This window comes from Bradyrhizobium sp. HKCCYLS3070 (assembly GCF_051167575.1).
Lineage (GTDB): Bacteria > Pseudomonadota > Alphaproteobacteria > Rhizobiales > Xanthobacteraceae > Bradyrhizobium.
Genome location: NZ_JBNPTI010000007.1, coordinates 222,898 through 243,797, shown reverse-complemented (window position 1 = coordinate 243,797; position 20,900 = coordinate 222,898). Strand labels below are relative to the sequence as shown.

At 67.3% G+C, this 20,900-nt stretch carries 14 protein-coding genes; 11 read left to right on the top strand and 3 right to left on the bottom strand.

Going from position 1 to position 20,900, the window contains the following annotated elements:
• Positions 1–85 precede the first annotated feature (85 nt).
• From ACQR03_RS22490 to ACQR03_RS22480, 3 genes are read left to right on the top strand one after another with little or no spacing between them, the layout of a single operon-like run.
• A complete protein-coding gene (locus tag ACQR03_RS22490; protein WP_315751322.1) occupies positions 86–580 on the top strand; it encodes a (2Fe-2S)-binding protein in 495 nt (164 codons plus the stop codon).
• Positions 577–1,635: an FAD binding domain-containing protein gene (locus ACQR03_RS22485; RefSeq protein WP_315751320.1), complete on the top strand. Its 1,059-nt coding sequence runs from the start codon at positions 577–579 to the stop codon at positions 1,633–1,635. The genes ACQR03_RS22490 and ACQR03_RS22485 overlap by 4 nt, the downstream gene beginning before the upstream one ends.
• Positions 1,625–3,889, top strand: coding sequence for a xanthine dehydrogenase family protein molybdopterin-binding subunit (locus ACQR03_RS22480; RefSeq protein ID WP_315751318.1), 2,265 nt, complete (start codon positions 1,625–1,627; stop codon positions 3,887–3,889). Before ACQR03_RS22485 ends, ACQR03_RS22480 begins: the two co-directional genes overlap by 11 nt.
• An 81-nt stretch (positions 3,890–3,970) precedes the next feature.
• On the opposite strand, the gene ACQR03_RS22475 is transcribed toward ACQR03_RS22480, so the two are convergent.
• Positions 3,971–5,959, bottom strand: coding sequence for a methyl-accepting chemotaxis protein (locus tag ACQR03_RS22475; protein WP_316201993.1), 1,989 nt, complete (start codon positions 5,957–5,959; stop codon positions 3,971–3,973).
• Positions 5,960–6,245: 286 nt separating this feature from the next.
• Here ACQR03_RS22475 and ACQR03_RS22470 point away from each other — a divergent pair, with 286 nt between their 5' ends.
• The 6 genes from ACQR03_RS22470 (at position 6,246) to ACQR03_RS22445 (ending at position 16,370) form a co-directional block, all read left to right on the top strand.
• Positions 6,246–6,557, top strand: a complete 312-nt coding sequence (locus ACQR03_RS22470) for a hypothetical protein (RefSeq protein WP_315717894.1) — start codon at positions 6,246–6,248, stop codon at positions 6,555–6,557.
• A 219-nt stretch (positions 6,558–6,776) separates the two neighbouring features.
• Positions 6,777–7,511, top strand: coding sequence for an outer membrane protein (locus ACQR03_RS22465; RefSeq protein WP_315717895.1), 735 nt, complete (start codon positions 6,777–6,779; stop codon positions 7,509–7,511).
• A gap of 243 nt (positions 7,512–7,754) precedes the next feature.
• Positions 7,755–9,893 carry a methyl-accepting chemotaxis protein gene (locus tag ACQR03_RS22460; protein ID WP_434841891.1) on the top strand — a complete coding sequence of 713 codons (2,139 nt, stop codon included), beginning with the start codon at positions 7,755–7,757 and terminating at the stop codon, positions 9,891–9,893.
• Between the two features lie 191 nt (positions 9,894–10,084).
• A complete protein-coding gene (locus ACQR03_RS22455; protein WP_315751312.1) occupies positions 10,085–11,143 on the top strand; it encodes an MBL fold metallo-hydrolase in 1,059 nt (352 codons plus the stop codon).
• 209 nt (positions 11,144–11,352) lie between these two features.
• Positions 11,353–12,582 (top strand): 5-aminolevulinate synthase, encoded by a 1,230-nt coding sequence (hemA, locus tag ACQR03_RS22450; protein WP_315717898.1) that lies wholly within the window; start codon positions 11,353–11,355, stop codon positions 12,580–12,582.
• Between the two features lie 269 nt (positions 12,583–12,851).
• Positions 12,852–16,370, top strand: a complete 3,519-nt coding sequence (locus ACQR03_RS22445; protein ID WP_434841890.1) for a PAS domain-containing hybrid sensor histidine kinase/response regulator — start codon at positions 12,852–12,854, stop codon at positions 16,368–16,370.
• 14 nt (positions 16,371–16,384) lie between these two features.
• Here the strand turns inward: ACQR03_RS22445 and ACQR03_RS22440 are convergent, their stop codons facing one another.
• Positions 16,385–17,317 (bottom strand): LysR family transcriptional regulator, encoded by a 933-nt coding sequence (locus tag ACQR03_RS22440; protein ID WP_315717900.1) that lies wholly within the window; start codon positions 17,315–17,317, stop codon positions 16,385–16,387.
• 103 nt (positions 17,318–17,420) lie between these two features.
• On the opposite strand from ACQR03_RS22440, the gene ACQR03_RS22435 reads away from it, so the two are divergent.
• Both ACQR03_RS22435 and ACQR03_RS22430 read left to right on the top strand, forming a co-directional pair.
• Entirely contained in the window at positions 17,421–18,392 is a 972-nt protein-coding gene (locus tag ACQR03_RS22435) for an alpha/beta fold hydrolase (RefSeq protein ID WP_315717901.1), read from the top strand.
• 26 nt (positions 18,393–18,418) lie between these two features.
• A complete protein-coding gene (locus ACQR03_RS22430; protein ID WP_434841889.1) occupies positions 18,419–18,793 on the top strand; it encodes an alpha/beta fold hydrolase in 375 nt (124 codons plus the stop codon).
• Positions 18,794–19,899: 1,106 nt separating this feature from the next.
• Here ACQR03_RS22430 and ACQR03_RS22425 read toward each other — a convergent pair.
• A complete protein-coding gene (locus tag ACQR03_RS22425) occupies positions 19,900–20,574 on the bottom strand; it encodes a response regulator transcription factor (protein WP_315717903.1) in 675 nt (224 codons plus the stop codon).
• Positions 20,575–20,900: the final 326 nt, after the last annotated feature.

Here is a 20,900-nt window from a genome sequence, read left to right as displayed (position 1 = left end):
CGGTCGCTGGATCTGGACGGACATTCGCCCGTAAGGCGGTGTCCGCTGCGATCCGATTAGGCCATCGCTTCGATCGGAACAACGCATGAATTGGACTGTCAGACTCACCGTCAACGGTGAGCCGCGAACGCTTGCGCTCGACGACCCCAGGGTCACCCTGCTCGACCTGCTGCGCGAGCGCCTCCACCTCACCGGCGCCAAGAAGGGCTGCGACCGCGGCCAGTGCGGCGCCTGCACCGTCCTGGTCGACGGCCGCCGCATCAATTCCTGCCTGACGCTGGCCGTCAGCCTCGACGGCGCGGCGATCACCACCATCGAAGGACTCGCTCAAGGCGACCAGCTCCATCCGGTGCAGGTAGCTTTCATCGCCCACGATGCCCTGCAATGCGGCTTCTGCACGCCCGGCCAGATCATGAGCGCGGTCGGGCTCATCAACGAAGGTCACGCCGGCGGCGATCCGGAGCGCGTGCGCGAAGGCATGAGCGGCAATCTGTGCCGCTGCAGCGCCTATGTCGGCATCGTCGAGGCGGTGCTCGACGCCCAGGCGACGCTCGCCGAGGACAAGGAGCGCGCGGCATGAACCGGTTCGACTATGTGAAGCCGTCGACGGTCGCGGAGGCGGTCGCAGCGGCCAGCGCGCCCGGTGCGGCCTATCTCGCTTCGGGCACCAACCTGCTCGATCTGATGAAGGGCAATGTCATCAGGCCGGCGCGGCTCGTCGACATCTCGCAGATCAAGGAGCTGACGCGGATCGAGACTTCAGGCAATGGCGACGTCCGGATCGGCGCGCTGGTGCGCAATGCGGACTTTGCGCATGACGCGGCCTTCGCGTGCGATTTCCCGGCGGTCGCCGAAGCGCTGCTGTCGGGCGCCTCGGCACAGTTGCGCAATGCGGCCACCGTCGGCGGCAATCTGCTGCAGCGGACACGCTGCGCGTATTTCTATGATCCGGCCTCGGCCTGCAACAAACGCACGCCCGGCGCGGGCTGCGACGCGCGCGGGGGCGACACCCATCAGCACGCCGTGCTCGGCTGGAGCGAGGCCTGCATCGCCACCAACCCCTCGGACTTCTGCGTGCCGCTCGCCGCGCTCGATGCGATCGTCGAGATCGAAGGCGGCTCCGGCCGGCGCGAGGTCGCGCTGGAGGCGCTGCATCTGCTCCCCGGCACCACGCCGGAGCGCGAGACCGTGCTCGCGCCGGGCGAGATGATCGTCGCGGTCCGGCTGCCCGCGGCGGCGCGGGCGTTCGCAAGGCACGCGCGCTATCTGAAGGTGCGCGAGCGCAATTCCTATGCGTTCGCCGTCGTCTCCGCCGCGGCCGGTCTCGTGATCGAGAACGGCGCAATCAAGCACGCACGTCTGGCGCTCGGCGGCGTCGCTGCCAAGCCGTGGCGCGCCCACCAGGCCGAAGCACTGCTCGCAGGCCAGCCGGCTATGCCGCACACATTCCAGCAGGCTGCCGACATCGCGCTGCGCGATGCAAAGCCATCCGGCGACAACGCCCACAAGATCCCTCTCGTGCGCAGCCTGATCATGCGCGCGCTTGCCGCCGCTGCGCAAGGCACGCCGTCGCGCGTGCCGGCGCTGCCGGCCTCTCCCTTCTCCGCCGTTCCAGGAGCACTTCATGACGCCTGAGCTCAATCTCTCCCGCGATCCCGCCCATGTCAGACACGGCTCCAACATCGGCCAGCCGCTGTCGCGCGTCGATGGCCGTGCCAAGGTCACCGGCACGGCGCGCTATGCCGCCGACAACAATCCGCCCGGCCTGCTCTATGCCGTGCTCGCCGTCTCCAGCATCGCGCGCGGCCGCGTCGTCGCGCTCGACGTCGAAGCCGCCAAGGCGCATCCCGGCGTGGTCGAGGTGATGACCTCCGCCAACCGGCCGCCGCTGCACGCCGATCCCGACGGCAAGCCGAACCCGTTCGCATTCCGCTTCGAGGCGCTGCAGAACGACCGTGTGCGCTACGCCAACCAGCCGATCGCGCTGGTCATTGCCGAAAGCCTGGAAGCCGCGACCGAGGGCGCCGCGCTGCTGTCGCCGCGCTACGAGGCCGAGCCGGCCCGCATCGGTCTCGATGCCGCCGACGCCTATGTGCCGCCTGTCGTCGGCATGGGTTTTCCCGCCGAGAGCCATCACGGCGATGTCGAGGCCGCGCTGGCGGGCAGCGACAAGCAGATCACCGCGATCTACGAGACCCCGCCGCATTATCACAACGCAATGGAGCCGCACGCGATCGTCGCCGAGTGGCAGGGCGACAGGCTCATCATCGACACGCCGACCCAGGGCCTGGTGATGATGCGCGGCCGCCTTGCCGAGCTGTTCGGCATCGCGCCTGAGAACATCCTGATCCGCAGCCCCTATCTCGGCGGCGGCTTCGGCGGCAAGGGCCTGATGGCCGGGCCGCAGGTCCTCGGCATTCTCGCCGCCAAGATGGTCGGCCGCCCGGTGAAGCTGGTGGCGCGTCGCGAGCAGCTCTACGGCCCGTTCGGCCATCGCTCGCCGACCCGGCAGACGCTGCAGCTCGGCGCCAGCAGCACCGGACAATTGTCGGCGATCCGTCACCACGCGAGGATCGCGACCTCGAGCTTCGAGGACTTCTACGAAGCGGCGGCGCATGTGACGCACACGCTGTATGCCGCGCCGGCGATCGCGACGACCTATGACGCGGTACGCATGGACACGGGCACGCCGCTGTTCGTGCGCGCCCCCGGAATCGCGCCGGGATCGATCGCGCTGGAGAGCGCCGTCGACGAAATGGCGGAAGCCTGCGGCCTCGATCCGCTCGCCTTCCGGGTCAAGAACTACGCCGAGGTCGAGCCGGCCACGGGCAGACCGTTCTCATCCAAGGCGCTGCGCGAGTGCTACACGCAAGGCGCCGAGCGGTTCGGCTGGTGGGAGCGGCCGCTGAAGCCGCGGATGATGCGCGACAAGGACGGCTTCCTGGTCGGCTGGGGCATGGGCACGGCGACGTTCCATGCGCTGATGTTCGCGGGCCAGGCCCGCGCGGTGATCCGGCGCGACGGCACCGGCGTCGTCGAGAGCGGCGCGCACGACATGGGCCAGGGCGCCTGGACCGCCTTCGCACAGATTGCGGCAGACTCGCTCGCGCTCGAACTCGACCGGGTGACGTTCAAGGCCGGCACCTCCGACCTGCCGGATGCCGGCATCGCCGGCGGCTCGGCACATACGGCGACGGTCGGTACTGCGATCCACAATGCGGGCGCCGCCGTCATCGCCAGGCTCGCCGAGCTCGCGACATCAGACCAGCGCTCGCCGCTGTTCGGCGCCGGCAACGCCGGCGTGATCGCGCGCAACGGTCGGCTGCTTCGGCGCGACGACGAGGGCCGCGGCGAGAGCTACGCCGACATCCTCGCCCGCGCCGGCCTCGACCAGGTCGAGGGCTCCGGCAGCGGCATGCCGGACCCTGCGGCCAACGAGCAATATGCGATGCATTCACATGGCGCGGTCTTTGCGGAGGTGAAGGTCGATCCCGATCTCGGCCAGGTCAGGGTGACCCGCATGGTCGGCGCGTTCGCGGCGGGACGGATCATCAATCCGAAGCTGGTGAAGAGCCAGCTCGTCGGCGGCATGATCTGGGGCATCTCGCTGGCGCTGCACGAGGAGGCGGTCACCGATCGCCGCACCGGGCGGATCATGAATGCCAATCTCGGCGAGTATCATGTGCCGGTGAATGCCGACGTCCCGGCGATCGAGGCCTTCACGGTCGAGGAGCACGATCCGTTCGTCAACCCGCTCGGCGTCAAGGGCGTCGGCGAGATCGGCATCACCGGCTCTGCCGGGGCGGTCGCCAACGCGGTGGCGCATGCGACCGGCATTCGGATCAGGCGCTTTCCGGTGCGGATCAGCGATCTGGTCTCGCGCCAATGACATTGGCGCGTTGACGAAGCCCGTTCGAAGCAATGCCTCCGTTCTCCTGACCGAGAGCGGAGGCAAGCGACCTCGCTCCGTCTAGGCCGCCTGCCGTGCGAAGGTCCGCCTGAACCATGCCAGGAACGCCTCGCGATTTTGGCCGGGGTCGAACTCGACATGCAGCGCGTCCTTTTCACGGGCGCGAACCCGATACGGCACGCTGCCGTCGAAGCCGCTGAATTCCATGACGCCGCGATCGCCGATGCCCGGCTCGGGGTCGAACCGGAACCAGGCGCCGCCTTCGGAAATGTCCACCAGATCGGCCTTCACCGCGCCCCTGCGATCGTCGACGACCTTGATCGACAGGCTCGACTTCAACCGCGGCGACTGACGGCGATCGGCTTCGGCGGTCGCCGTCCTGACGGCCTTCACCAGCGTGGCACGGAGCGAGGTCAGGCCCGTTGCCACGGAGCCGATGGCGTTGCGCACCTCGGCGGCCCGATCGTTGACCATGCCGGCGTCCCTGCCGACATTGCCGATCTTGGACGACACGTCGCGCGCCGCGCTGGCCGATGATTGGACCGAGCGGCTGATCTCCTGGGTCGCCGCGTGCTGCTCCTCCATCGCCGCGGCGATCGAGGCTGCGACCTCGTCGATCTCGGAAATCTGGCTGCCGATGCCTTCGACGACGTCGACGGTCGCCTGCGTGGTGGTCTGCACCTCGCCGATCAGGCGCGAGATCTCCTCGGTCGATTTGGCGGTCTGATCCGACAGCGACTTGACCTCGGCCGCAACCACGGCAAAGCCGCGGCCGGCATCGCCGGCGCGCGCGGCCTCGATGGTGGCATTGAGCGCCAAAAGGTTGGTCTGCTCGGCAATGCCGCCGATCAGGTTGGAGACCTCGGCGATCTTGTCCACGGCCGTGGACAAGGAGAGCATCGTGTTCTTCGCCTTCTCGCGCTCGGTCACCGCCGATTTGGTGATCGTGCTGGCGCGCGCCACCTGGCTCGAGATCTCGCGGATCGCCGAGCTCAGTTGCTCGGCTGCCGACGAGACCGTCTGGGCATTGGAGAGCGACTTCTCCGAGGCTGCGGCCACCGATTGCGCATCGGTCGACAGTTCCTCGGCCAGTTTCGAGAGGCCTGCGGCGACGGCCTCGACCTGGCGCGATGCGCCGGCCGCAGCTTCGACGGACGTCTCGGTCTCGCGCTCGATCACGTCGGCCATGTCGAGCATGGCGCGCTTCTTATGCTCCTCGGCGGCCGAGCGATCGCGCTCCTGCCTGTCGCGCAGGCTCGCGTTCTCGAGCGCGTTGGTCTTGAAGATGCTCAGCGCGCCCGCCATCGCGCCGATCTCGTCGCCGCGTTCCGAATAGGAAATGTCGGCCGACAGATCGCCCTCGGCGATCCGCCGCATCAGCCCGGTCATGCGCGACAGCGGACGGACGACGCCGATCACCAGCCCCGACATGCCGGCGACGACCAGAGCCAGAACGATGCCGGACACGGTCCACACAATGATGGAGATGCTGCGATCCTGGGTCGCCGCCGTCGCCTCCATGTCCGAATTCAGCTTGTTCGCCTTGTCGACCAGCGTATCGATCACCGCGCGGTGGGCGGCGTAGGCTTCGGCCAGCCGGGCATAGGCGGCATCGGCCTTCGCCATGTCGCCGGAGCGCAGCGCCGGGATCAACTCGGCCTCCAGGGCCTGCCAGAATTTCCGGACCTCGCCGTCCGATCGTTCGACCAGCAGCGATTTCAGATCAGGCTGCAGCGCCGAGCCGGTCCAGAACGTCTTGCGATCCTCATAGTCCTTCTTCAGTTGCGCCAGCTTCGTGACGTGCGCGTCGAGATCGTTCGGCGTCCGGAGCGCGAGGGTCGCCTCGAGATAGGCCTCGAGCACATATTCAGGCGGCGGCAGGATGTCGGCCACCAGATCATTGCCGAGCTTGATCTTGTCGTAGAGGGGCCCGCCGACCTTGAGCTCGCGCAGCGCATAGGCGCTGGTCAGCACGACCGCACCGAAGCCGAGTGCGAGCACAAGGCCAAAAGCCGCAATGAACGTGGAAATGGAGAGACGCATCTTCATGTCGGCGGCACATTCGCTGGAGGGTGGACTGCACCCGCCGTCGCCCCGCCGGAGCCCTCTCCGCTCGCTTGCATGGAGCAGGTCCGTCCGGAACGACCGGCATCGAGTCGTTAATTTGATCCAGCGTGCACAACCTTTTCTCAGGGAAGGTAAATTTCCGCCCCCGTAGAAATGCGGTCCAGCCCGTTTCGGCCGAGGATGCAGGCGCTCCTCCCACTATGACCTGGCGCAAGGCGGCGGGAGGCGGATCTGCGAACATTCATGGATCGTCGCTTCAGGAGCCACCATGTCGAAACCCATCCCGGACAAGGCCGAGATCGCGCTCGAATATCCCGACAAGTTCTATGCCGGCACGTTCGAGCATTCCTCGCGGTTCGAAGCCCATCTCGAATCATCCGGCCTGGCATTGACCCTGGAGCGGCCCGGCCCAGAGGACGTCCGCAAGTCGATCCATATGCACCTGAACTTCGGACTGCTCGCCGCGATTCTGCACGAGCTCGCCGCCGGCATCGCTTCGATGCCCAAGGACGACATCGTTCATCGCGAGCAGCTGCGCGACGCAGTCGCGGCTCTGCATCGAGCTCTTAACGCGCCTTAACCGGTTGTGCCGCGGCGGCACAAAGGGGCCCGGCGTTAACTCCCGGTTCAGCCTTCGTTAGTGCATTGCTAACTACGCCAGAACCTTTGCCCGGAGAAGGTCGGGTTGGAGGCCGGTGTGCTGCGGGAGTGACAGCATTTTATTCAAAAGCGATCTATCTCCGATGCATCGACGGCGCGCGATGCGCGAGCCTTGTTAGTTGAGTATCGGAGACCCGCCATGAAGAAGATCCTGTTCGCAACCGTTGCCGTCGCCGCGCTGGCTTCGGCCCAGTCCGCTGTCGCCGCCGATCTCGGCGCCCGGACCTATCCTTACGCCACCAAGGCGCCGCCGGCTTACGCCGCCCCGATCTACAACTGGACCGGCTTCTATCTCGGCGCCCATCTCGGCGGCGCGTTCTCGAGCGACAACAACTTCTCCGGCCTCGCCACCGGCAACAACTCCAACGGCCGCTTCCTGGGCGGCTTGCAGGTCGGCGCCGACTGGCAGTTCGCACCGACCTGGGTGATCGGCGCCGAGGGCCAGTACAGCTGGCTGAGCGGCAGCGTCGGCGCCGCCTTCCCCGGCGGCCTCGTCTACACCAACAGCCAGCGCGGCCTCGGCTCGATCACCGGCCGCTTCGGCTATACCTGGGGTCCGGGCCTGCTCTACGTGAAGGGCGGCTACGCCTATTCCGACAACAACGAGAAGGTGACGTTCGCCGGCACGCCGGTCGGCTTCGCGACCAACGGCGACCATCGCAACGGCTGGACCGTCGGCGGCGGACTCGAATACATGTTCGCGCCGAACTGGTCGGCCAAGGCCGAGTATCAGTACTACAATTTCGGCAGCGCCACCTTCACGGCGCCCGCCGCGCTGGTGCCGACCGGCAGCTTCACCACCGACGACCACACCTTCAAGGCTGGCGTGAACTACCGCTTCAACTGGGGCGCTCCGCTCGCGGCCCGCTACTGATCCGCAGGCGTCAAATAACAACAAACGACGGGAAGGCCGGCAGCGATGCCGGCCTTTTCTGTCATAGGTTATCGAAGGCGCGGCCCAACAATCCCTTCCGTCCCGTTAAATGCCGCACGGTGAAATGCGAAAATGCGAGAAAACTCAGCACTGCCCGAGTAGTTTCCCGGATTTGTTAACCGCCCGCCGCGATACTGCCTGCAAGCAACAGCTCCAAGTAGTGCATATCGGGGGACACCAGAGATGGCGATTCGGTTCAGCTTCAGCAGGGTGCTCGGAGTCCTGCGACCCAGATGGGGCGTCCGCGGCAGCCTGTTCGCAGCCTTCGCAGTGATCGCCGGCATGGCGATCGCGATCAGCGTCGCTGCGGGACTGATGCTGCGACACGTCGGCGGCACCATGGTCGAACTCTCGGGCCGCGAGATTCCGCGCCTGACCGCGAGCCTGCAGCTGCTGGCGCAGAGCTCCGGCCTGGCCAGCCTCGGCCCGGCGCTGCTGCAGTCCCAGAGCGAGGACGCGCTCAACGAGCGCCTGAAGAAGATGCAGGAGATCCAGAAGACCACGCAGGAGCGCCTGAGCGAGATCAGCGCGCTCGGCGCCGCGAAGAGCGTGGTGGCGCCGCTCGCCGAGACCATCAAGAACATCAACGAGGCCAATCAGAGCCTGGTGTCCGCCGCACGCGAGCGTCTCGAAGTCGCGGCCCTGCACAACAAGCAGTATGACGCGTTGCGCAAGGCGCAGGCGGACTTCACTGCCGCCGCCAACGAGCCGATGCTGGATGCCCAGACGCAGCTCAACGCCGTGCTCGGCGCAGCCGAGGTGTCGGCAGACGACGCAACGGCAGCCGCACGGTTCGTCGAGCAGCTCGGCAATGTGATCGCGTCCGGCAACCTGCTGGTGGCGCAGATGGCTGCCGCGCTATCGGCCAACGACAGCGACACGCTGGAGACGATCGAGCGGCAGTTCAAGGAGGCGGTGGCGCAGCTCAAATCCAATCTCGAATTGCTGCCGACCGGCCGCAGCACCAAGGCAATCCACGATGCCGCGCTGAAGCTCGCCGCGCTCGGCGAGGGCAAGGCCCGCGTGTTCAAGACGCGCGAGAAGGAGCTCGACGCCAACGATTACGGGCAGACCGTGCTGGAGGAGACGCGCAAGCTCAATGTCGGTCTCGACATCAGCGTGCAGCAGCTCGTCGAAGGCGTGCGCAAGTCGACCGAAAGCACCACCGGCACGGCGGGCCGTGACATCGAGCTGGCAACGCTCGGCATGGCCGGTGCCGGCGCAGCCACGCTGCTCGGCTCGGTGCTGTTCGTCTGGCTCTATGTCGGCGGCAACATCCTGCGCCGGATCAAGCGGCTGCAGCAGGCGATGCAGACGCTGTCGAGCGGCGATCTCGACACCGAGATTGCGGCCTCGAAGCAGCGCGACGAGATCGGCACGATGGTCGACACCCTGCAGGTGTTCCGCGAGAACATGGTCCGTGCCCGCACCCTGGCCGCCGAGCAGGACCGCGAGAATGCCGCCAAGGCCGAGCGCGCCGCGCGCATGGAGGCCCAGATCGCCACGTTCGAGGCGACGGTGCGCAGCGCCCTCGGCACGCTGCAGAACTCCGCCACGGCCATGCAGGCGACCGCGCAGAGCATGTCACAGACCGCCGACCAGTCCAACTCGCTGGTCAATGCGGTCGCGGCGGCTGCCGAGGAGACCTCGGTCAACGTCCAGACCGTGTCGGCCGGCACCGAGCAATTGTCGTCGTCGATCGCGGAGATCAGCCGCCAGGTCGTGACCTCGGCCCAGATCGCCAAGAAGGCGGTCGAGGAAGCCGGCGCCACCGATTCGACGATGCAGGGACTCGCCGACAACGCGAGCCGCGTCAGCGTCGTCGTCGACCTGATCCAGGCGATCGCCTCGCAGACCAACCTGCTCGCGCTCAACGCCACCATCGAGGCGGCGCGCGCCGGCGAGGCCGGCCGCGGCTTCGCGGTGGTCGCGCAGGAGGTGAAGAGCCTGGCGAGCCAGACCGCCAAGGCCACCGACGAGATCCGCACCCAGATCGCAGGCATGCAGCAGGTCGCCTCGTCGGCGGTGTCGGCGATCCGCAACATCGGCGAGACCATCGCCGAGATCGACAACGTCACCACCGCGATTGCCGCCGCCGTGGAGCAGCAGGGCACCGCGACGCACGAGATCGCCCGCAACATCCAGCAGGCGGCCTCCGGCACCACCGAGGTCTCCAACAACATCACAGGCGTCTCCAGCGCCTCGGCCCAGGCCGGCACCTCCGCCAACGAGGTGCTCAGTGCCTCCGAAGCGCTGCGGCGCGAGGCCGACACCCTGCGCGCCGAGGTCGATGCGTTCCTGACCAACATCCGAGCGGCGTAGTTGCTACTCGCCGGTCATTCCGGGTTCGAGGCCTGCGGCCTCGCCCCGGAATGACGGGGGCGTGGCGAAGCAGAAGGCGTCGAGGCAGGTCATGCTGGCGCGACCCGAAGCACCTTCCGTACCCCGGAATGCCAAGCAGCCATGTGTTTTTCGGCTGGCGCTCGTCCGCGGCGGCCGTTAATCGATGAGGCATGACCAAGACCGACACCGCCACCTCCTCCGCCGAAGCCCTGCGCTATCCCTGGGAGCAGCATCCCGGCGAGGACCAGGTCGTCGAGGTCGCGCCCGGCGTGCTGTGGCTGCGGCTGAAGCTGCCGTTCCGCCTCAACCATGTGAACATCTATCTGCTCGCCGACGGCGACGGCTGGGTCGCGGTGGACTCCGGCTTCGGCAACGAGGAGTCGATCGCCGCCTGGACGCGGCTGCTCGACGGCCCGCTGAAGCATGTAAAGATCACCCGGCTGATCGTCACGCATTCGCATCCCGACCATGTCGGGCTCGCCGGCTGGATCGTCGAGCGCTTCAATTGCCCGCTGGTGATGTCGCAGGTCGAGTACCTGCAGTCGGTCTATCACCAGAACCGCGGCACCGAGGAGCGCCGCAATGCCCAGCGGCTGTTCTTCCGCCGCCACGGCATGGACGAGACCCTGACCGACAAGCTGCTCGGCCGCGGCCAGGAATATCTGCAGCGCGTCTCGGTGTTGCCGGCCTCCTACCGCCGCATCTCCCATGGCGACGAAATCCAAATCGGCAGCCGGCGCTTCAAGGTCATCACCGGCGGCGGGCACGCGCTCGACCAGGTCATGCTGTACTGCGCCGCCGACAAGCTGTTCCTGTCCGCCGACCAGGTGCTGAGCAAGATCTCGCCCAATGTCAGCGTCTGGGCGGTCGAGCCCGACCAGAACTCGCTCGGCGAATATCTGGCGTCGCTGGCGAGCCTCACCACCACCCTGCCCTATGACGTGCTGGTGCTGCCAGGCCATGGCGTGCCGTTCTACGGGCTGAAGACGCGCATCAAGCAGCTCGCCGACCACCATGAGGAGCGCTGCCGGATGATCGCCGACGCCTGCCGCGACGAGCCGAAGACCTCGGCGCAGCTCGTGCCGGTCGTGTTCCACAAGCACGTGCTCGACCCGCACCAGATGGGCTTCGCCGCCGGCGAGCTGATCGCCCATGTCAACTACATGCTGGTCGAGGGCCGCCTGACCAGCCAGACCATCGACGGCGTGCTGCATTATCGCACCACCTGAGGCTGCGGGGCCGCGACGCCGCCGCGTCGCCGCAATCCCGGCGCCGTTCGGCCGAGATCACTCCCCCCTTGGACAAATCGCCCAATTCCTGCCTTGGGATTCCGGCTCGACAGCCGCTCTGGAAACGCTCTAAGAAGACCTCACGCCACGCATGCCGCGAGGTTTTCGCTTCAGGTGCTGCACTGCAGCGCGCCAGTTCGGGTTTCGTGATGGACTACAGCCAGTACTTCAGTGCCGCCCTCGGTCGCCTGCATGATGAGCGTCGCTACCGAGTCTTCGCCGATCTCGAACGCATCGCCGGCCGGTTCCCGCACGCGACCTGGCACTCGCCGAGTGGACCGCGCAATGTCGTGATCTGGTGCTCCAACGACTATCTCGGCATGGGCCAGCACCCGAAGGTGGTCGGCGCGATGGTCGAGACCGCAACCCGCGTCGGCACCGGCGCCGGCGGCACCCGCAACATCGCCGGAACCCATCATCCCCTGGTGCAGCTCGAGGCCGAGCTCGCCGACCTCCACGGCAAGGAAGCGGCGCTGCTGTTCACCTCCGGCTACGTGTCGAACCAGACCGGCATCGCCACGCTCGCCAAGCTGATTCCCGACTGCCTGATCCTGTCGGACGCGCTGAACCACAATTCGATGATCGAGGGCGTGCGCCAGTCCGGCTGCGAGCGCCAGATCTGGCGCCACAACGATCTCGCCCATCTCGAACAGCTCCTGATCGCCGCCGGTCCTAACAGGCCGAAGCTGATCGCCTGCGAGAGCCTGTATTCGATGGACGGCGACGTGGCGCCGCTGGCTGCGATCTGCGATCTCGCCGAGCGCTACAATGCGATGACCTATGTCGACGAGGTGCACGCGGTCGGCATGTACGGCCCGCGCGGCGGCGGCATCGCCGAGCGTGATGGCGTCATGCACCGCATCGACATCCTCGAAGGCACGCTGGCGAAGGCGTTCGGCTGCCTCGGCGGCTACATCGCCGCGAAGGGCGAGATCATCGACGCGGTTCGCTCGTACGCGCCGGGCTTCATCTTCACGACCGCGCTGCCGCCGCCGATCTGCTCGGCCGCCACGGCTGCGATCAAGCACCTGAAATCGTCGAGCTGGGAGCGCGAGCGCCACCAGGACCGCGCCGCACGGGTGAAGGCGGTCCTCAACGCCGCCGGCCTGCCGGTGATGACCAACGACACCCACATCGTGCCGCTGTTCGTCGGCGATCCCGAGAAGTGCAAGCAGGCCTCCGATCTCCTGCTGGAAGAGCACGGCATCTACATCCAGCCGATCAACTACCCGACGGTCGCCAAGGGCACCGAGCGCCTGCGCATCACGCCCTCGCCCTACCACGACGACGGCCTGATCGATCGCCTGGCCGAGGCCCTGCTGCAGGTCTGGGAACGGCTCGGCCTGGCGCTGCACAAGAAGCCGCTCGCGGCGGAGTAGCATCGCTCTCTCCGTCATTCCGGGGCGTGCGAAGCACGAGCCCGGAATCCATCGGGCAGCACGGCATCAGGCGACATGGATTCCGGGCTCGCCCTGCGGGCGCTCCGGAATGACGGCGGAGACTGCGGGGTCTCCCGCGCTAACGATGACTCCAGCTCCGCGCTCTCTCGGCAAGATCGCTATCGCCCTGCCTCCAGCAACGGGCTAGATTTCCCGGACAACGGGATCAGCCCGGAGCCTTCGAGGAAGACGTCGGAGACGCGTAGGAGATGCTGCACGACTGGGGCGTGATCCTGGCCGCGTTCGGCTATATCGGGTTCCTGTTCCTGGTCGCCAGCCGCGGCAACCGGGCCGGCGAACGGCGGCCGGCAGAGAGCCGCGGTCGGCTGGCCGGGCTGATCTACCCGCTGTCGCTGGCGATCTACTGCACGTCCTGGACCTTCTTCGGCTCGGTCGGCTTTGCCTCCCGCACCAGCGTCGACTTCCTCGCGATCTATCTCGGGCCGATCCTGATGGTCGGCGCCTGCACGCCGCTGCTGCGCCGGGTGATCCGGCTCGCCAAGTCGCAGAACATCACCTCCGTCGCCGACCTGATCGGCGCCCGCTACGGCAAGAGCCAGGCGGTGGCGGCCACCGTGGCGCTGATCGCGATCATCGGCTCGGTGCCCTACATCGCGCTGCAGCTCAAGGCCGTCGCCTCGTCGCTGCAGACCATCCTGATCGACGACCGCGCCTTCGCCCACATCCCCTTCGTCGGCGACATGGCGCTGATGGTCACCTTGGCGATGGCTGTCTTCGCGGTGCTGTTCGGCACGCGGCAGACCGACGCCACCGAGCACCAGCACGGCCTGATGCTGGCGGTCGCGACCGAGTCGATCATCAAGCTGGTCGCCTTCATCGCCGCCGGCGCCTTCGTCACCTTCTGGATGTTCTCGCCGGTCGAGCTGATCGAGCGGGCCATGAAATCGCCGGAGGCCGAGCGCGCGCTGGAATATGTGCCGGGCATCGGCAATTTCCTCACCATGACCCTGCTGTCGTTCTGCGCCGCGATGCTGCTGCCGCGCCAGTTCCATGTCAGCGTGGTCGAGAACGCCGACGATGCCGAGGTGTCGCGTGCGCGCTGGCTGTTTCCGCTCTATCTGATCGCGATCAATCTGTTCGTGATCCCGATCGCTCTCGCCGGCCTCATCACCTTCCCGTTCGGCGCCGTCGACAGCGACATGTACGTGCTGGCGCTGCCGATCGAGGCCAATTCGCAATGGCTGTCGATCCTGGTCTTCGTCGGCGGCCTGTCGGCGGCGACCGCGATGGTGATCGTCGAATGCGTGGCGCTGTCGATCATGGTGTGCAACGACATCGTCGTGCCCCTGGTGCTGCAGCGCCAGGAGCAGCGCGAGATCGGCCGCGACTTCGCCGGCTTCCTGCTCGGCACCCGCCGCATCGCGATCTTCGCCATCATGGTGATGGCCTATTTCTACTACCGCGCGCTTGGCAACACCCAGCTCGCCGCGATCGGCCTGCTGTCGTTCGCCGCCATCGCGCAGCTCGCACCGAGCTTCTTCGGCGGTCTGTTCTGGCGGCGCGCAACCGCGCGCGGCGCGATGGGCGGCATGCTGGTCGGCTTCGCCGTCTGGCTCTACACGCTGTTCATCCCGAGCTTCCTCGACACCTCCACCGCCGGCATCCTGTTCCTGCAGCACGGTCCGTTCGGCTTCGAGCCGCTGCGGCCGCAGGCGCTGCTCGGCACCGATTTGCCGCCGCTGCTGCACGGCGTGCTGTGGAGCCTGTCGCTCAATCTCTTGACCTACGTCGTGCTGTCGCTGGCGCGGCAGCCGTCGTCGATCGAGCTGTTGCAGGCCGACATCTTCGTGCCGGCCGAGCTGACGCCGAGTGCGCCGAGCTTCCGGCGCTGGCGCTCGACCGTGACGGTGCAGGACATCCAGAGCACGGTCGGCCAATATCTCGGTCCCGACCGTGCCCGCGCCTCGTTCGAGTCGTTCGCCGCCCAGCGCAACCTCCCGCTCGATCCGGCCGCGCCGGCCGATTTCGAGCTGCTGCGCCATGCCGAGCACCTGATCGCCTCGTCGATCGGCGCGGCGTCGTCGCGCCTCGTGATGTCGCTGCTCCTGCGCAAGCGCACGGTGTCCGCCAAGGCCGCGCTCAAGCTGCTCGACGATTCCCATGCCGCGCTGCATTTCAACCGCGAGATCCTGCAGACCGCGCTGAACCATGTGCGCCAGGGCATCGCGGTGTTCGACGCCGACCTGCAACTGATCTGCTCCAACGGCCAGTTCGTCGACCTGCTCGGGCTGCCGCCGGATCTGGTGCAGATCGGCAGCCCGCTGAAGGAAATCCTCGAATTCATGGGCACGATCGGCGCGCCCACCTATGAGGACGGCGAGGCGCTGCTGGCGCGGCGGCTCGCCGCCTACACCACCGAAGGCGAGCCCTATCTGGAACGCCTCGCCGACCGCCACATGGTGATCGAGGTCCGCACCAACCGCATGCCGGATGGCGGCCTCGTCATCACCTTCACCGACGTCACGCCCTCGTTCGAAGCCGCCGAGGCACTGGAGCGCGCCAATGCGACGCTGGAGAAGCGCGTCCGCGACCGCACCGAGGAGCTGACGCGGCTGAACTCGGAGCTGGCGCTGGCGAAGAGCGCCGCCGAGGACGCCAACATCTCCAAGACGCGCTTCCTTGCGGCGGCCAGCCACGACATCCTGCAGCCGCTGAACGCGGCGCGGCTCTACGTGACGAGCCTCGTCGAGCGGCAGACGGCCGGCGAGGATTCGCGCCTGGTCGAGAACATCGACGACTCGCTCGAGGCGATCGAGGAGATTCTCGGCGCGCTGCTCGACATCTCCCGGCTCGATGCCGGCGCGATGACGCCGCAGGTCTCGAGCTTCAAGATGGCCGACCTGATGCGCTCGCTGGAGATCGAGTTCGCGCCCGCCGCGCGCGCCAAGGGTCTGGAGCTGGTGTTCGTGCCGTCGTCGCTGCCGGTCGAGTCCGACCGTCTGCTGCTGCGCCGGCTGCTGCAGAACTTCATCTCCAACGCCATCAAGTACACCCCCAAGGGCCGCGTGCTGGTCGGCTGCCGCCGCCACGGCCAGTCGCTGCAGATCGGCGTCTACGACACCGGCGTCGGCATCCCCCCGGTCAAGCGCGGCGAGATCTTCAAGGAATTCCACCGCCTCGAGCAGGGCGCGCGGATCGCGCGCGGCCTCGGCCTGGGGCTGTCGATCGTCGAGCGCATCGCGCGCGTGCTCAATCACGGCATTGCGCTGGACTCGCGGCCCGGCCGCGGCTCGGTGTTCTCAGTGACGGTGCCGATCGCCAAGGCGATCAACCACACCGCCGCCGTCACCACCGCGACCCCGCTGGCGACGACGCCGATTGCGGGCGCCCTGATCGTCTGCATCGAGAACGACCCGGCGATCCTCGACGGCATGAAGACCCTGCTGACGGCGTGGGACGCCGAGGTGATCGCCGTCCCTGATCCGGAGTCCGCGATGGAGGCGATCGCGGCGCGCGACGGCGCCGTCACCGGCCTGCTCGTCGACTACCATCTCGACCGCGGCAACGGCATCGCCGCCATCCGCGACATCCGCCGCCGCTTCAACGAGGCGCTGCCCGCGATCCTGATCACCGCCGACCGCAGCCCCCACGTCCGCGCTGCCGCCCGCGACGACAACATCGCCGTGCTCAACAAGCCGCTGAAGCCGGCGTCGCTGCGGGCGTTGTTGGGACAGTGGCGGATTCAGCAGATGGTGGCGGCGGAGTAAGGGCGGCTGCCAAGTCACGACCCTCGCCGCGTTGCTGCCTTGCCGGGACTGTCCCCCATCCGCTCGACCAGATAGTCCACGAACACCCGAACACGCGCGGGCGTGTTGGCGCCGCCGACGAAGACGGCGTGAAAGACCTCCCTGTCGCCGGGATTGAACGCTTCGAGCAGCGGCACCAGCCGCCCCTCTGCGATCGCGTTGCCGAGGCTGAAATCGCCGACGCGGGCGATGCCGACGCCATCGAGCGCGAGCTGGCTGAGCGTGTCGCCGCTGTTGGCTTCGACGGCGCCGCGCACCTTCAGCGCATAGTCGACGCCATCGCGGCGGAACGGCCACACCGGCTCGGCGCGGCGAAAGCTGAAGTTCAAGCAATTGTGGTTGTAGAGGTCTTCCGGCGCCTCCGGCACGCCCCAGCGCGCCAGGTAGTCGGGCGAGGCGACGATGGTGCGGCCGTTGTCGCCGAGGCGGCGCGCGGTGAGCGCGCTGTCGGGCAGCGGACCGCCGCGAATCGCGACGTCCGCCTGCCCCGCCGCCACGTCGACGAGCCCGTCGCTCAGATTGATGTCGACCAGGATGTTCGGATAGCGCCGCACGAACTCGCCGAGCAGAGGGACGATGCAGACGCGGCCGTGCGAGAGGGCGGCGCTGACCCGGATGCGCCCGCGCGGCGCGCCCTGGTCTGCGATCGCCTGCTCGGCCTCGTCGAGGTCGGCGAGAATGCGACGGGCGGCCGCGAGATAGGACTGCCCCTCGGCGGTCAGCGTCAGCGCCCGCGTGCTTCGCAACAGCAGCCGCGCGCCAAGCCGCGCCTCGATGCGGTCGAGCGTCCGGCTCACAGCCGATGGCGTCAGCCCGAGACTGCGACCAGCGGCCGAGAAGCTGCCGCTGCCGGCGACGGCGCAGAACACTTCGAGATCCCTGGCACGATCCGCGCTGGCCAGTACCATCTTTGCGTCCCGATCAAAAATCCTTGGCGCGGCTACCCTCTAATACCGCGCACCTCCCTCGTCTAGCTTTGCGTGCATCAACACGCCCAATGAGGAGATCGCCATGACCCTTCCCCGCCTGCTGCAACGAACCGCCCTCGCCGCCAGCGCGCTCACGATGCTGACCAGCGCCGCCCTCGCCGACGCAACCGACGCGCCCGGCAATTTCCCGAAGACCTTCCGCACCCAGGAGATCCCGACCAACGGCACCACGATCCATGTCCGCGTCGGCGGCAGCGGACCGGCGGTCGTCCTGCTGCACGGCTATGGCGACACCGGCGACATGTGGGTGCCGCTCGCCGCTAAGCTCGCCGAGAACCACACCGTGATCGTGCCCGACCTGCGCGGGCTCGGCCTGTCCGCCCGCGCCGACAGGGGCTTTGAGAAGGCCAACCAGGCCGAGGACATCACCGGCGTCATGGACGCGCTGGGCGCGCGCACCGCCGAGGTCGTGGCGCACGACATCGGCAACATGGTCGCCTATGCGCTGGCGGCGCGGCACGCCGACCGCGTGACCAAGCTGGTGCTGATGGATGCGCCGGTGCCGGGCATCGGCCCGTGGGAGGAGATCCTGAAGAACCCGCTGCTGTGGCACTTCCGCTTCGGCGGCCCCGACATGGAGCGCCTGGTGGAGGGGCGCGAGCGCATCTATCTCGACCGCTTCTGGAACGAGTTCTCGGCTAACCCTGCCCACTTCCCGGAGGCCGCGCGCGTCCATTACGCGCAGCTCTATGCCGGCCCGGGGCGGATGCATGCGGGCTTCAGCCAGTTCGCCGCCTTCGATCAGGACGCGATCGACAACCGCGCCTGGCTCGCGGCGCATGGCAAGCTGACGATGCCGGTGCTGGCGATCGGTGGCGCGGCGTCCTTCGGCCCGACCATGGCGGTGGTGGCACGGGCCGGCGCGTCCAACGTGCAGGAGCAGGTCATCCCCGGCTCCGGCCATTGGCTGATGGAGGAGCAGCCGGCCGCGACGGTCGCTGCGATCGACGCCTTCCTCAACGGGCAGTCCGCCGCCACGCCGCCGCGCAACTGATCCAACGCAGCAGAAGGGCGCCGATCATGTCGACCCAAACATGCGATGATGCGATCGGCGGGGCCAACGCCTCGCAAAGGCGCGCGATCATCTTCATCCACGGCCTGTGGCTGAAGCCCGGCTCGTGGGATCGGTGGGTCGAGCTGTTCGACGCCGCCGGCTACGCCGGGTTGGCGCCCGGCTGGCCGGCGGAGATGGGTGGCGCCGCCGCGCCCGAAACCATCGGCGAGGTAGCGGCGCACTTCGCCGCGATCGCGGGCGCACTCGACCGGCGCCCCGCCCTCATCGGCCATTCCTTCGGCGGCCTGATCGCGCAGATCCTCGTACGCAAAGGCAGTTGCTTCGGACGACAGGTTCAAGGCTCCCGATGTGGAATGGGACTTCGTTGCAATATCGAATAGCTTGACTCGCGACACCGAAATTGAGACGCGCCAGACTGGCAAAGCACGCGGCTTAGTGGCCGAGTATGACGAGCCGAAGGTTCGAGTTTGGGTAAAGACCTGGGGTCAGATAATCTCGGAATCCGAAGGTCGCCTAACATTTTACAAGCGACGCCTGGAGTACAAGGCCAATGACGTAGAAGCACTTCGATATCTGCGAACGGTCAATCCCAATTATCTTAGCGACGAAGTGAGGGAGGAGATTGCTACACTCGATCTCAAAGATCAGGTCTAGCCGACCGGATTGATGTACGGACCAACAAGGCGTCACTTGCTCCACAAGACTGGAAGGCCTCGGTAACAGTCCAACAAAACTCAACGTCGCAAACCTCGCGGCAGGGCGCCTCGGCACACCTGCGGAATCTTACCGTGGCTTTGGGGAGACTTGCACGGAGATGGGCCTAAGCGAAGCTTGCGCACCTTGCTCTGCGTCCCCCTAGATACAGACTTTCTTTTTCCCCGAAATCGTGCTACCCCTTGAGTCGTCCCGTGCCCGCCATGAGGGGCGCTTCGCGATCGTCACGAACGTGGGGCGCGGGATGCGGTGGGCGCGTCGGGTCGCAGCGGGCTTGGTCCTGCCGACGAACGATCCGGCGCGCACGGTCAAGCCGTGTGGTCCTGGCATCCCGGTGCTGATGCCAAGTCGGTGACGACGATGTTGCCGACGACGGGGGCAAGAACGCCGGTCCCCGGGGAGAGCTCGGAGCAGCCGTCAAAACCATCGCGCAGGGAGGGCCGGGTGTGTTCGGCCAGACCTGTGGTGACTGCCGCCTGCTTTTTTCTGCAGGCGGGCCACGGGCGCGGCCAGCGCCCGGCCTTCCCTGCGCCCTCTGTTCAAGAGGGTGGATGATCGGCAAAGCTCGGACGCGCGATGCGCCGCGAGGCCGTGAAGGTGTGTCGCGAGTGAAGCAGAAGGCGTGCGGAATGGACGCTGTCCACATACACTGCAAGACGGCATCAAGCGCCGGCCAATGGCGCCTCCGGCAGACAGCTGCGGGGTGTCGTCATTCCGGGGCGGCTCGCAGAGCCGAACCCGGAATGACGACTCATCCAGATTTTCCCGTCGCTTACTTCCCCGTCGGCGCGTCCTGCCGCCAGGCGCTGCCCGCGATCTTCGCCGCCGCAATCACCGCCTGCGTCCGGCTCTCGACACCGAGCTTCTGCAGGATGGCCGACACATGCGCCTTGATGGTCGCCTCGGAGACACCGAGCTCGTAGGCGATCTGCTTGTTGAGCAGCCCCTGCGACAGCATCATCAGCACCCGCACCTGCTGCGGGGTCAGCGTCACCAGACGGTCGCGCAGCCTGGTCATCTCCGGATCGGCGCCGGCCGCCAAGTCCGTGTCGGGCGGCACCCAGACGTCGCCGTCCATCACCTTCTTGATGGCATCGCGCAGCGTGTCGACGCCGAACCGCTTCGGGATGAAGCCGGAGGCGCCGAAATCGAGCGAGCGGCGGATCGTCGCGCCATCGTCGCTCGCCGACACGATGACGACCGGGATCGCCGGATATTGCGCGCGCAGATAGATCAGGCCCGAGAAGCCGGAGATGCCGGGCATGGTGAGGTCGAGAAGTACGAGATCGACCTCGGAATCCTTTTCCAGCAGCGCGGTGAGGTCCTCGAACGAACCGGCCTCGTCGACCACGGCCTCCGCGAGCACGCTCGCGACCGCCTGCCGCAAAGCGTTGCGGAACAGCGGGTGATCATCGGCAATGACGAGATGGGTGCTGGCAGCCGCCATGAATCCAGACTTGACCTTGCGAGACCGACGACGTGCTGCAACTGCACGCGCCCGGTTTTCCGGAAATACTCGCCCGGCCACCGGTTGCATGCAAGCGTCCAATTCCACTTGCAGGGAAGGCGGTTAATCCGAACCTTGTGCAACGCAACATCGGTAGCGCGACGGCCGCTCACCGAACTTGATCCGGCGCAATGTCCCCATCTTTCCCGCGCGCCGCAGAGGGCAGAGCCGAAAGTCGTATTGGGGCGGGTTTCACTGCAATGTTACTGAAGAGCAAGGTCTCCGCGACCTGCGCCGTCCAAGTCCGGCATGCGGAGGCGAAAGCC

What these genes read in the sequence shown, in the direction of transcription:
- ACQR03_RS22485 (WP_315751320.1), top strand. Translation starts at nt 577, where the DNA reads ATGAACCGGTTCGACTATGTGAAGCCGTCGACGGTCGCGGAGGCGGTC.
- ACQR03_RS22445 (WP_434841890.1), top strand. Translation starts at nt 12,852, where the DNA reads ATGCTGCACGACTGGGGCGTGATCCTGGCCGCGTTCGGCTATATCGGG.
- ACQR03_RS22465 (WP_315717895.1), top strand. Translation starts at nt 6,777, where the DNA reads ATGAAGAAGATCCTGTTCGCAACCGTTGCCGTCGCCGCGCTGGCTTCG.
- ACQR03_RS22430 (WP_434841889.1), top strand. Translation starts at nt 18,419, where the DNA reads ATGTCGACCCAAACATGCGATGATGCGATCGGCGGGGCCAACGCCTCG.
- ACQR03_RS22490 (WP_315751322.1), top strand. Translation starts at nt 86, where the DNA reads ATGAATTGGACTGTCAGACTCACCGTCAACGGTGAGCCGCGAACGCTT.
- ACQR03_RS22435 (WP_315717901.1), top strand. Translation starts at nt 17,421, where the DNA reads ATGACCCTTCCCCGCCTGCTGCAACGAACCGCCCTCGCCGCCAGCGCG.
- ACQR03_RS22460 (WP_434841891.1), top strand. Translation starts at nt 7,755, where the DNA reads ATGGCGATTCGGTTCAGCTTCAGCAGGGTGCTCGGAGTCCTGCGACCC.
- hemA (WP_315717898.1), top strand. Translation starts at nt 11,353, where the DNA reads ATGGACTACAGCCAGTACTTCAGTGCCGCCCTCGGTCGCCTGCATGAT.
- ACQR03_RS22425 (WP_315717903.1), bottom strand. Translation starts at nt 20,574, where the DNA reads ATGGCGGCTGCCAGCACCCATCTCGTCATTGCCGATGATCACCCGCTG.
- ACQR03_RS22470 (WP_315717894.1), top strand. Translation starts at nt 6,246, where the DNA reads ATGTCGAAACCCATCCCGGACAAGGCCGAGATCGCGCTCGAATATCCC.
- ACQR03_RS22475 (WP_316201993.1), bottom strand. Translation starts at nt 5,959, where the DNA reads ATGAAGATGCGTCTCTCCATTTCCACGTTCATTGCGGCTTTTGGCCTT.
- ACQR03_RS22440 (WP_315717900.1), bottom strand. Translation starts at nt 17,317, where the DNA reads ATGGTACTGGCCAGCGCGGATCGTGCCAGGGATCTCGAAGTGTTCTGC.
- ACQR03_RS22455 (WP_315751312.1), top strand. Translation starts at nt 10,085, where the DNA reads ATGACCAAGACCGACACCGCCACCTCCTCCGCCGAAGCCCTGCGCTAT.
- ACQR03_RS22480 (WP_315751318.1), top strand. Translation starts at nt 1,625, where the DNA reads ATGACGCCTGAGCTCAATCTCTCCCGCGATCCCGCCCATGTCAGACAC.